The organism is Vibrio sp. Hep-1b-8, from assembly GCF_006124995.1.
In the GTDB taxonomy this organism is placed as follows: Bacteria; Pseudomonadota; Gammaproteobacteria; order Enterobacterales; family Vibrionaceae; genus Vibrio.
Window position 1 is genome coordinate 1 of sequence record NZ_QEWN01000037.1, and the last position, 12,424, is coordinate 12,424.

General features: G+C 44.9%; 11 protein-coding genes. 8 read left to right on the forward strand and 3 right to left on the reverse strand.

All coding sequences use genetic code 11. The features are described from left to right. Positions 1-381 precede the first annotated feature (381 nt). Both DA100_RS07735 and DA100_RS07740 read right to left on the reverse strand, forming a co-directional pair. The gene (locus DA100_RS07735) at positions 382-1,011 is read right to left on the reverse strand and encodes a bifunctional 4-hydroxy-2-oxoglutarate aldolase/2-dehydro-3-deoxy-phosphogluconate aldolase (protein ID WP_138971649.1); all 630 of its coding nucleotides are present in this window, start codon (positions 1,009-1,011) and stop codon (positions 382-384) included. Between the two features lie 10 nt (positions 1,012-1,021). Next, complete coding sequence (locus DA100_RS07740; protein ID WP_206208556.1) at positions 1,022-1,990, reverse strand: sugar kinase; 969 nt, start codon at positions 1,988-1,990, stop codon at positions 1,022-1,024. A 328-nt stretch (positions 1,991-2,318) separates the two neighbouring features. Between DA100_RS07740 and DA100_RS07745 the strand changes: the two genes are divergently transcribed. From DA100_RS07745 to DA100_RS07780, 8 genes are all read left to right on the forward strand, one after another. Continuing rightward, entirely contained in the window at positions 2,319-3,770 is a 1,452-nt protein-coding gene (locus tag DA100_RS07745) for a mannitol dehydrogenase family protein (RefSeq protein WP_138971650.1), read from the forward strand. A gap of 15 nt (positions 3,771-3,785) precedes the next feature. Further along, positions 3,786-4,799 (forward strand): zinc-binding alcohol dehydrogenase family protein, encoded by a 1,014-nt coding sequence (locus DA100_RS07750; RefSeq protein WP_138971651.1) that lies wholly within the window; start codon positions 3,786-3,788, stop codon positions 4,797-4,799. A 9-nt stretch (positions 4,800-4,808) separates the two neighbouring features. Next, positions 4,809-5,810, forward strand: a complete 1,002-nt coding sequence (locus tag DA100_RS07755) for an Ldh family oxidoreductase (protein ID WP_240800893.1) — start codon at positions 4,809-4,811, stop codon at positions 5,808-5,810. A gap of 215 nt (positions 5,811-6,025) precedes the next feature. Further along, a complete protein-coding gene (locus DA100_RS07760; RefSeq protein ID WP_138971652.1) occupies positions 6,026-7,114 on the forward strand; it encodes a 3,6-anhydro-alpha-L-galactonate cycloisomerase in 1,089 nt (362 codons plus the stop codon). A 321-nt stretch (positions 7,115-7,435) separates the two neighbouring features. Next, positions 7,436-7,903, forward strand: coding sequence for a TRAP transporter small permease (locus DA100_RS07765; protein ID WP_138971653.1), 468 nt, complete (start codon positions 7,436-7,438; stop codon positions 7,901-7,903). Continuing rightward, positions 7,900-9,171: a TRAP transporter large permease gene (locus DA100_RS07770; protein WP_138971654.1), complete on the forward strand. Its 1,272-nt coding sequence runs from the start codon at positions 7,900-7,902 to the stop codon at positions 9,169-9,171. Before DA100_RS07765 ends, DA100_RS07770 begins: the two co-directional genes overlap by 4 nt. A gap of 10 nt (positions 9,172-9,181) precedes the next feature. Further along, positions 9,182-10,171: a TRAP transporter substrate-binding protein gene (locus tag DA100_RS07775; protein WP_138971655.1), complete on the forward strand. Its 990-nt coding sequence runs from the start codon at positions 9,182-9,184 to the stop codon at positions 10,169-10,171. Positions 10,172-10,399: 228 nt separating this feature from the next. Beyond that, positions 10,400-11,161 (forward strand): FadR/GntR family transcriptional regulator, encoded by a 762-nt coding sequence (locus DA100_RS07780; RefSeq protein WP_138971656.1) that lies wholly within the window; start codon positions 10,400-10,402, stop codon positions 11,159-11,161. A gap of 451 nt (positions 11,162-11,612) precedes the next feature. Here DA100_RS07780 and DA100_RS07785 read toward each other — a convergent pair. Continuing rightward, positions 11,613-12,424, reverse strand: an 812-nt coding sequence (locus DA100_RS07785; protein ID WP_138971657.1) for an IS110 family transposase, incomplete at its 5' end; no start/stop codon positions are given.

The window sequence follows — 12,424 nt, forward strand, 5'->3', positions numbered from 1 at the left end:
ATAGAGGTGACCATCTCATCACACACCTAAAATTTCTCAAGATGTTCAAATTGGGGATACATTGCGCCGCCTTTTAGGGGAAAGAGGAAGGTTAATCATCCCGAGCATGTAAGGTTTCACCAACAGCCCAAGAACTTTCTCAAAGCTTTTGGTCGGGTTTAATAAACTCTACTTAGGATGAAATATCGTGCACAGTTTATGAAACGCTAGTTTCCCCTACTAAAAGTTATCCGAACTCAGAACATCCAAATGCGTGCTGACGGAGCAAGAAACAAGAAAGTGATGACAACTACCTTGAAAAATTCCGGCAATTTTATTATTGATAATCCCTGAGAGTGAAGACCTTGCCCTAGATTTCTTATCAAGGGTAAGGTCCGTGGTTTAGCTATTCACCAATCCCGCCGCTTCGCGAGTGAGCCTGGCTAAGGTTTCCCAGTCCTTGGCTTCAATGAGCTTTTTATCCACCATCCAAGTACCGCCACAAGCTATAACTCTAGGAATCGAGAGGTAGTCTGAGATATTAGCTGGGCTTATTCCCCCTGTTGGCATAACCTGAATATCTGCATAGGGCGCGAGAAGTGCTTTGAGCATGGAAGTCCCACCAGAAGGCTCTGCAGGGAAGAACTTCAATGTAGTGATGCCAAGCTCTAACGCCGCTTCAACACCACTCGGGCTATTTACACCCGGGATTATATCTATGCCTAGTTCTAGGCAAGCTTTAACAGTTTTGGGATTAAAGCCTGGGGAAACAACGAATGATGCACCTGCCTCTTTTGCTTGAATAGCTTGATCCTTGTTCAATATGGTGCCAGCCCCAATGAGCATCTCTGGCTGGGATTCACGCAGTAATCGAATGGCCTCGGCAGCAGCCAAGGTACGAAAGGTGATCTCTGCGGCAGGCAATCCGTTTTCAGCCAAAACCTTACCTAGAGGCACAATATCCTCTGCATTGTCGATGGTGATAACTGGGATGATTGCGACGGCTTCAAGTTGTTGATTAAGATTTGTCATATTGCTCTCCTTAGATTGTTTCTTTTTCTAATAGTTGCTGGTTTACTTGTTCCAGGGTTGGAAGAGGGGCAACAGCTCCATAGCCTGTGATGGTGATAGAAGCGGTAGCGTTCGCTCTAGCAAGACACTCTTCAAAAGGTTTACCAGTAACATAGTTTGTGCAGAAAGAACCGGCAAAGGAGTCACCAGCCGCCGTAGCATCAACCTTAGCTACCTTGTGTGGTTTGATTGAATAGCGCTTTTCCGATGTTGCTAGGGTCGCACCCTTTCCACCTTTTTTGAGCACTACTATTTTCGAACCAAGCTTTAGATAATGGTCAATGATGTCATCTTCATAGTTAAGGCCTGTCAATAATTGAGCTTCATCAATACTCGGGAAGCAGATATCCACCATGGATGCAGTTTCATCTATGATGGCGCTCGCTCGTCTCAGTGACCAAAGTTTTAGCCTTAGGTTGGTGTCATAAGAGGTTGTGGTTCCATGCTCTTTGGCGTGCTCGATCGCGGCAAATACCGAATCACAGCTCTGAGTACTGATCGCCTGAGTTATTGCGGTTGTGTGGAGCAATTTAGCTTTCGCTATCGCCTCAAGTGGCAGTTGATCAGGAGTGATTAAGCTCGCAGCCGAGCCTTTTCGCATAAATGAAAAGTGATGGCTCTCTTCATCATGGGTAATGAAATAGACCCCGGTATGGGCTCGTGGGTTTAGCTTTACCGCTTCGCTAGATACCCCTTCTTTCTTCCAAAGCTCAAGAAACAGTCGGCCAAATTCATCACCACCAAGGTGAGTAAGCATCCCTACATTTGCCCCTTGGCGTGCTGCCGCGATAGCAAAGTTAGAGGCATCGCCTCCATAGCCAGTCAGAAAGTCAGGCTGCCCAGGCTTAACTCCTGATATCTGGCTAAATTCAAACATAGGTTCACCAAAACTCAGTATGTCTGCTGATATTGGTTGTCCAATTTCTTGATTCGTACTCATTTTCTACTTCTCCTGTGTGGAATGTCTTGATAAACAGCCTTATGTTTAGGCTAATTTATACACATATCTCGGGTGTTTACCACTTGGTTGTCCAATATCTAAAATTGAAATCTTATTTAAGCTGTTGATTTTAAATGGTATAGATAAAAGTGTGATATAGATCGAATATGATAGAGTTAGATCTTGGTCAAGATATGGCGTACCAATTTGAGTAATTGGTTGATATATTTTGTATGGCATTCATATACTGAAATCAAGTTCAGGGGGGAATGAACTGAGTTGGTTTACATACCTCCGATCAGTACAAAGGAAAATATTGGTGGAAAAGATGTCAGGAAATATTCTGTCGGGTAATTTTGACGAGGTTACTAGCTACAATCGCAAAGAGCTAAATAGCAAAATGGTTCACATTGGCTTTGGTGCATTCCATAGAGGTCATCAAGCTGTATATAACGATCTAACCAATCAACTATCAGAAGAGAAGTGGGGCATATGTGAAATAAATATGTTTGGCTCCCCAGCTCTTATTAACGACCTTCAGGCGCAGGATAATCTATTCAGTGTTGTAGAAACCTCAAAGTCTGAGATGAAAACTCGCTTGGTTCGCACAATAAACGAATCTATGCACACTCCGGTTGATGGTATTCAACGCGCTATCGAAAAATTGGTTGAGCCTCAAGTGAGCATAGTTTCAATGACTATCACTGAGAAAGGCTATTGCGCGGATCCTCAGTCTCGCGAGCTAGATAAAACCAATCCTCTAATAGTTCATGACCTAGAAAATTCTTCTGCACCTCAATCAGCTATTGGCCTTATCTGTGAGGCGTTACGCATCCGCAAAGAAAAGGCGCTTCCACCCTTTAGCGTCATGTCGTGTGACAACATTCCAGAAAACGGCATTTTAACCAAGGATGTGATTATCGAGTTTGCTTCTTTATTGGATGAATCTCTGAGCCAGTGGATCGAGAGCAACGTAACCTTCCCAAGCACTATGGTTGACCGTATCGTTCCGGCCATGACAGAAGAGCAGTTCGAAGTGGTTGAGCGTCAGACGGGCTACCGAGACCCTTGTGGCATCGTATGTGAAGACTTCCGCCAATGGGTAGTTGAAGACAACTTTGTTGCAGGTCGTCCGGACTGGGATAAAGCTGGTGCCATGCTGGTTGAAGATGTTCTTCCGTACGAAGAGATGAAGCTGCGTATGCTTAATGGCTCTCACTCTTTCCTTGCCTACAACGGTTCGTTAGCTGGCTATGAGTATATCTATCAGTGCATGGAAGATGAGCAACTGCGTAAGGTTACTCACAAGTTGATGGTCGAGGAACAAGGCCGCTCTCTAAGCCCAAACCTTGATGTGAACCTCAACGAATACGCCGACCTTCTGATTGAGCGTTTCAGCAATCCAAATGTAAAACATAAGACCGCACAGATTGCTATGGACGGTTCTCAAAAGCTTCCACAGCGCGCCATCGACCCTTTCTTAACCCTGCAACAGCGCAGCATTGAGTCAAAGGTACAACCGACTATCGTCGCAGGTTGGATGCACTACCTGATCCAGTTGCAAGAGTCGAATCAAGAAATCTACGACCCATTGGCTGACAGCTTTAAAGAAATCATTACCGCTGAAGATACTGAAAGCCGAGCCAATGCATTTTTGAGTCTTGAAGCAATATTTGGTGCACATGGCAAAGAAAATAACCAGTTCATCGACCAAGTATTATCGAAATATAAAGAAATTGATAACGATGGAATTAAATCCACCATCGCAAATCTAGTTTAAGGATGGATGTTTAATATGAAAACGTTAGTTTGCCAAGAGCCAAACAAAATAGAGTACATCGAGCGAGATAAGCCAGTTATCGAGCCTAATGAGGTGCTGCTCAAGATCAACTCAGTAGGCATTTGCGGAACAGACATCCATGCCTTTGCGGGTAAACAAGCATTCTTCTCCTATCCTCGAGTGCTAGGCCATGAAATCAGCGGCACTGCTGAAGAGATTGGTAACCAGGTTACTAAGGTACAAACTGGTAAGCGTTACTCAGTTATCCCAGCTATCTCATGTGGTATTTGCCCAGCGTGTGAAGATGAGAAACCAAACTGCTGCGAGAGCATCTCTCTTTATGGCGTGCATCAAGACGGTGGTTTCACGGAATACTTGGCGGTACTAGAGAACAACCTAATCGAGCTGCCGGACAATGTTTCTGATAGCCAGGGTGCGCTGGTTGAGTGCTTTGCCATCAGTGCACACGCGGTGCGCCGAGCAGAGGTTAAGCAGGGTAACAATGCACTTGTAGTAGGTGCTGGCCCTATTGGTCTTGCTGCGGCAGCCATTGCTAAGGCTGAGGGCTGCAATGTAATCGTTGTGGATGTTGCAACTGAGCGCCTTGATTGGGCAGCAGAAAAGCTAAGCGTACCAACCCTAAATGCTACCTCAGGAACCTATGCTGAGGATGTACGCAAGGCATTCGGCAAGGGCGCTGACCTTATCTTTGACGCAACCGGCTTTGACAAGTCTATGTCTAACGCGGTCAACCTTATCCGTAACGGTGGCAAGCTGGTATTCGTTGGCTTTACCAAAGGTGAGCTTTCTTTCCACAACCCAACCTTCCATATGAAAGAGACCACATTGCTGAGCTCTCGAAACGCAACTCGCCAAGACTTTGAGCGCGTTATACAGCTGATGTCAGAGGGCAAGATCTCTGAGTCCATCATGAAAAACCGTGAGTATGACTTCCACACCTTTGGTCTGTCATACAGCGAAGATGTTTGTCAGAGCCGTGAACTAGTTAAGGGCGTCGTTACGTTTTAGGTGATTGAAATGATTAGAGTTAATAAAGAAGAGCTGCGTGATCTATCGATCACCAAACTACTAGAAGCGGGCCTAGAAGCAGAGGTTGCTTCTGACGTGGTCGATGTATTGATTCACGCTGATAAAACCGGTGTTCACTCCCATGGTGTAATGCGTGTGGATCACTACTGCCATCGCTTGAATGAGGGCGGTTTAAATAAATCAGCTGAGTTCAGTATTGAGCAGATTTCACCATCGGTCGCTATTTTCGACGCCGATGATGGTATGGGTCACCCAGCTATGATCGCCGCTACTAACCATGCTATTGAGCTTGCTAAAGAGACTGGTGTTGGTTTTGTCAGTGTGAAAAATGGTTCTCACTGTGGCGCCCTTTCTTACTTCATGGAGCAAGCTACAGAGCAGGGCATGATCGGCATGTCGATGACTCAGACCGACACTTGCGTAGCTCCGTATGGCTCTGCCGAGCGTTTCTTAGGTACTAACCCAATCGCATTTGGTTTCCCGGTTAAAGATTCGCCCCCGATGATAGTGGATATGGCAACCAGTGCGACCGCATTTGGCAAGCTTCTACACGCAAAAGAAACCGGTCAGCAGATTGGTGAGAACCTAGCTATCGATGCTGAGGGTAACGTTACTACCGACCCTCACAAGGTAGAAAACCTACTGACCTTTGGTGGTCATAAAGGTTCGGGCATTGCTCTGTCTATCGATGCGCTAACCGGCGGGCTTATGGGGGCTAACATGAGCAACCACATCACCCGAATGTATGGCGAATACGACAAGATGCGCAAGCTAGCGAGCCTAGTCATCGTCATCAACCCAGACAAACTTGGCAACCCATTCTTTGCCGCCATGATGCTTCAGCTAGTTACAGAACTGCGCGCCACCAAGCCAATGGCGGGCAGAGACAAGGTTCAAGCACCTAACGATCCACAGCATGCCTATCGTCAGCAGAGTGATGAGCTGGGTATCAATGTCGCTGAATCTGTATTCGAATATCTCAAAAGTTAACTTTGCCGGGAACTGAATGACAAATCCGCTTATTTATGCAACAGATTTGTCATTTCTCTCTCAAGCTCTCAGATTAATATCCATCAGTTGTATATGCTTTGCCATTTTTTATAAACCCTACTTATGGCAGGTATAAGCCACGATGATCATTTATCAATGCAGTAAGTAATAAATTGACTTACTTGCCAATTAAAAAAATAACAGGCCAATACCTAATGAATACAAATATAAGAAATATAGAAACAAAGCTGTTTAAGATTCCCTTAAAGGAAGTGCTCTCTGATGCTAAGCACGGCGATCATGACCACTTTGAATTGATTACCACTACTGTAACCCTTGAAGATGGAAGCACCGGTACGGGCTATACCTATACCGGTGGCAAGGGAGGCTATTCCATCAAAGCTATGCTGGAGCATGATATTCAGCCGGCATTGATTGGCAAGGATGCAACCAAGATTGAAGAGATCTACGATTTTATGGAGTGGCACATTCATTATGTTGGCCGTGGAGGTATCTCTACCTTTGCGATGTCGGCGGTGGATATTGCCCTGTGGGATCTCAAAGGTAAGCGTGAAGGCCTACCACTTTGGAAGATGGCGGGTGGAAAAAACAATACCTGTAAAGCCTATTGCGGCGGTATCGACCTTCAATTCCCACTAGAAAAACTACTCAACAATATTCGAGGTTACCTAGAAAGTGGCTTCAAAGCGGTCAAAATTAAGATTGGTCGTGCTAACCCTCAAGAAGATATCGATCGCATTAAGGCTGTAAGAGAGCTTATTGGCCCTGATGTTACCTTCATGATTGATGCGAACTACTCACTCACAGTAGAGCAGGCCATCTCACTGGCAAAAGCTGTTGAGCAATACGATATCACTTGGTTCGAAGAGCCAACCATCCCTGATGACTACAAGGGTTACGCTGAGATCGCACGCCACACCTCTATCCCATTAGCCATGGGTGAAAACCTGCACACCATCCATGAATTTGGTTACGCAATGGAGCAATCTGAGCTTGGCTTCTGTCAACCAGATGCCTCTAACTGTGGCGGTATCACCGGTTGGCTGAAGGCTGCGGACCTTATCACTGAGAACAAGATTCCAGTTTGTTCACACGGCATGCAAGAGCTACACGTAAGCCTAGTCTCTGCTTTTGATAGCGGCTGGCTCGAGGTTCATAGCTTCCCTATCGATGAATACACCAAGCGTCCGCTGGTTGTTAATGATTTCAGGGCGGTAGCGTCGGATGAGCCAGGTGTGGGTGTTGAATTTGATTGGGACAAGATAGCTCAATATCAAGTGTAAGTAATTCAGGTGGGTTATGGGTTGCTTATCCCTCCCAGAAAATATGTAATCTGCCTGGCTATTCAATAGGTTAACCACTAATAAAACGTGTGAAATGGTGATTTTATATCGCTGGGGATCTTCTCATACCTAAATATGATTAGGCCTAGGGTGCAATAAAAGCTATTTGTTTATACCCAGTACGGAAATTAACTAAAGCTTGAGGTCACTCACACTGGTAAACCAAATATATCAATTTGGTTCACATTATTACTTAATTGGTTGATTTATTCTTTGTTTATTCACTTATTGGTTTATTGAATCCTATATAGGGTGATTTTAATGAAAAGACTAATTAATTGGTTAGATCAATTAGTAAACCTAGTTGCGATCGCATCTATGTTAACCATGGTGATTCTGGTCTTTATGAATGTCGTGTTGAGATACGCATTCGACTCTGGCCTGCCTTGGTCGGAAGAAGCTTCAAGGATTGCATTTGTATGGGTGGTGTTTTTAGGAATCATCATCGCGAACCGAGATAACTCCCACCTACGCGTTGATATCATAGTCTCCCGCTTAGGCAATATTGGCCAGAAAATTACTGGCGCTATCGCTGGCATAGTGATAGTTCTCGTTCTGATTTCTGTGCTGATTGGTGGCAGCAAGCTTATTGCACTGACTCATGCCCAAGGTCTACCAGCTACAGGTATTCCTACCTCAGTTATCTACATTGCAGGCGTCATCTCTTGCTCCATTCTGCTTATTGGCATAGTTGCCAAGGTGTTTAAGAAGAAGGAAAAACAGCAATGATTTGGTTATTTCTAGGCTCTCTATTTGTTCTTCTCTTCTTAGGTACGCCAGTTTCTATCGCCATGCTTGGCTCTGCGGCAGTCATGCTGGGTGTGATGGGATTGTTTGACCATCAGATCATGGCTGAATACTTCATCAATGGTGCCAACAACTTCTCGCTGATGGCGATTCCATTCTTCATCCTGACCGGTGAAATCATGAAGCAGGGCGGGGTATCTAAGCGTATCGTAGATTTTGCTCTGTCTCTTGTGGGTCACATCAAGGGTGGACTGGGCTACGTAGCCATTATCTCCGGCCTTATCTTCGCGGGTCTCTCGGGCTCTGCGGTTGCGGATACGGCGGCGCTTGGTGCCATCTTGATTCCTATGATGATGTCTCGCGGATACTCGGCTAAGTCTTCCACCGGTATTATCTGTGCGGTGGGCATTATCGCGATGGTTATCCCACCTTCGATTCCTATGATCGTATTTGGTGTTATCGGCGGCGTAAGTATCACTAAGATGTTTATCGGTGGTGCGCCAGCGGGTCTTCTGATGTGTTTGGGTCTTTGGTTTACCTGGAAGTATCTATACAGAGATACTGAGATCCCTACTTTCGAGAAGAAGTCTTGGAAAGAGCGTGGCAAGGCATTCGTTGAAGCTTTCTGGGCGCTTATGTTGCCAGTAATCATCATCGTAGGCTTGCGTGGCGGTATCTTTACTCCAACCGAGGCCGGTGTGGTTGCAGCCATCTACGCTACTATCGTTTCTTTTGGTTACCGCGAACTGAAGCCAACGGCACTACCAGATATCTTCCTTTCGGTGACTAAAACCACAGGTATCGTGATGTTTATCGCATCTGCAGCCATGGTTTCGGCTTATGCTATTACAGTTGCTCAAATCCCTCAAGAATTGGTACAGATTCTAAAGGGTATTTCAGACAACCCTATCGTTATCCTTGTCATTATTATGATGTTCCTGCTGCTTGTAGGCTGTGTGATGGACTTAGTACCTGCGATTCTGATCTTTGCTCCGGTCTTGCTCCCAGTAGTCGTCTCTTATGGCATCGACCCAATCTATTTCGGTGTGCTTATGGTTATTAACCTTTCTATTGGCCTAATTACACCACCTATTGGAACTGTACTTTATGTGGGTTCCAGTATCTCGAAGATAAAAATTGGCGAACTAGCACAAGGTATTGCGCCGTTTTTATTGGTTCACATTGTCGTGATGTTCCTATTAATAGCTATACCAGAAATCATTACCTACCCTATAAAACTACTTGGATAAGGACTTTAAGATGAAAAAAACATTCCTGGCTTCGGCACTGACTCTAGCTGTGATTACACCATTTTCAGCAAGCGCGTTTTGGGGCTCAAACTCTACAAAGATTAAGGTTGCACACTACTTTAACGAGCAGCACCCACAACACATCGCGCTTCAAGCCTTTGAAAAAGAAGTAGAGGAAGCCTCTAGCGGTGAGATTGAGGTTAAGATCTTCCCTAACGCACAACTAGGTGCGGAAGAGCAGATGATTAACGGTGTGCGAAATGGCACTATCGAGGTAGCCTTGTTTGGTTCATTGATGCAGAGCCTAGACCCTAAGCTTGGCTTTACCGAGACTCCGTTCTTGATTCGAGATTATGACCACGCCAAGAAGGTACTTGATAGTGAGGTAGGCCAAGAGATTGCGGGTGTATTCAGTGAATACAACGTTCAGCACTTAGCTTATACCGCATCTGGCTTCCGCGTTATTTCTTCGAACAAGCGCATTGATTCTCCAGATGATTACAAGGGTGTGCGTATGCGTGTACCTAACCTGAAAACCTTTGTAGATATGGGTAACCTGCTAGGCGTTAACGCTCAGACTATGGCATTTACCGAGGTATTTACTGGTCTTGAGCAGGGCGTAGTAGATGCACAGGAAAACCCAATGTCACTTATCAAGGCACAAGGTTTCTACGAGGTTCAGAAGTACATCATAGAGACTAACCACATGTTTACCTCTCTGAATCTGGGCATGAACCAGAAGTTCTATGATGGTCTTAGCGAAGAGCATAAGGCGATTATTGATACTGCAGCGAACAACTACAGCAGCAACTCTTGGGAGTTAGTTGTTGAAGACAATGAAGCAACTAAGCAGTTCTTTATCGATAACAATGTTGAGTTTATTACTCCGAGTCCTGAGTTCAATGAGTGGAACCAGAACGCCATGGAGCCTCTGTATGAAGATATCTTTAAGAAGTACGCATGGGCTCAAGAATACACGGATAAGATTCGCGCTCTATAACTAAAATACCAGCCAAAAAGGGTGCTTAATCGCACCCTTTTTTAGTACATAAAGAGCGTCAAATCAGTGGTTTAGCGCCACTCTAAAATCAATATCTAGTTATTTTGTGATTGGGCGCCATATAGCTTGTTCAGCTGTCTGTAAAGTTTTATTTTACACTGTTTCCAATTGTTTAGCTCTATGGTATTGTATGATTTGTAAATTGGTTGACCTTTTTAGAGATGGTATATGGCAGCAGAGAAAAACTCCAAGAGACGATACTATCAAGTAGGCCTTCAGATTGAAGAGCTACTGGTAACCGGAGTCTTTAAGCCAGGAGAAAGACTGCCTTCTGAGCGCAGCTTGAGTGAACAGTTTAATACCAGCCGTGCGACCATTCGTGAAGCTATTATCATGCTTGAGCTGAAAGACTTGGTGGATGTAAAACAAGGTGCGGGTATCTTCTTTAAGGAGAAAGAGCCGGACTCTAAGGGCTTGGTGAGCGACAAGCTTATCCAAGAAGTAGGCGTGTTTGAGCTATTGCAAGCACGCATGGTACTTGAGACCAGTATCATTGAGTTCGCGGCTAGAAACATCAAGCTCAATGAACTCAGAGAGCTGAGAAAGATCATCCAGCTTCAGGAAGAACACATCAACGACAACGAGAAGTTTGAAGAGCTAGACCGCAAGTTCCATCTGTTTATCGCTGAATCGACCCAGAATCGAATGATGATAGATACCGCAAACCGCTTGTGGAACAGAGTTCGAACAGACAGTGAGCTGTGGGCAAAGCTCAATGTTAAGTATCTTCACGATGAAGAATTAAAGCGAAGCTGGCTAGATGAACACAAACAGATCTTCTATGCCTTGCAAAAGCGTGATGAGGCATTAGCCAAAGAGACCATGCTGAGCCACCTTAACCACAGTAAAGGCGAGCTATTAAAGCTTGTTGATTCCAAAGATGAAGCCTTGCTTGAAGACGATGATATGTTTTTCGTTGAGGCTGAGTAGCTAGGTATTCGTTCTGATGTTGTTTAGTGACCGCGTGATTAAGTCTTTGCAATACTTAAGCTAATTCATTAACTGCTAATTTAGTGAAAACTGTATCTCATTTCTGTCCAGAAGCGTGCTAGCGGGGCATGAAACAAGAAAAGCAAAAGGACATATATGGTCACCTCGCTGTTCGCAAGGCCTGATTGAAATTAATGTCGGTCTTTTCTTTAAGCTATTTCATAGGCACCCTTAACGGAGATTAACATTGATGGTCGACGGTCTTGCGACATATATCCGGCGTCGTTATAGCAACGTTTAGTTTGCTGCGCCCTAATGAGTTCCAAATTGACGTCTTATCCTCCTCTACACACGCATGGCTTTTCAATAGCCGCTGTCCTTAACAGGTTTTGAATAAGACAAACCGTTTTACATCAGTGTATTACCGCTCTTTTACAGATGGTTCTCTTTATCAGGCACACGCCAAATGAGGATTATAAGGCGCTCTTTTTACCAACACGGCCCAAATAATCCGTGCCAGCTTATTCGCGAGAGCAACGACCAATTTGCAGACATGCATCTTGGGTTTTAATGTCTGTAGCCACAGACTGAGTGGGTCCGATTTTCGCTCACACCAGTTTATCACTGCTCTTGCCCCCTGAATGAGTAGCTTCCTTAAATCTCGGTTTCCGCGTTTAGTGATTTTTCCAAGATAGTTTTTGTCACCATTGCTGTATTGAGACGGCGTCAACCCTAACCACGCGGACAGTTGCCGACCATTTTTGAACTCACCAACGCTGTTTATAGAACCAATGATGCCTGACGCGACAAGAGGTCCTACGCCAGGGACGCTCGATAATAGCTCGTAATCCTTGTGTTTACGGGCACAAATAATCAGTTGCTGTGTCAGCGAATCAATCTCTTCACTAAGCTGCTTGTAGTGCACCCAGAGCTTTAAAACGAATGAACGAGTTACATGGGAGAGTTCATTGTTGGGGTCTTCCAGAATCGTCGGGATTGACCCTATTAAACAGGCGCTGCTGGGTTCAGTGACGACACCGTATTCCGCCAGAAGTCCTCGAAGCTGATTCACAGTGGCCGTTCGTTGTTTAACGAATTGACTCCGTATTCTTTGTAACGACTGAATATCTTGTTGCTCAATCGTTTTAACTGCAACAAAATGGATTTTAGGCCGTTGAGATGCCTCAGCAATGGCAATCGCATCATTAGCATCGTTTTTGTTCCCCACTAGCATCGCTTTAACCATTCGAGCAGGTACGAGCT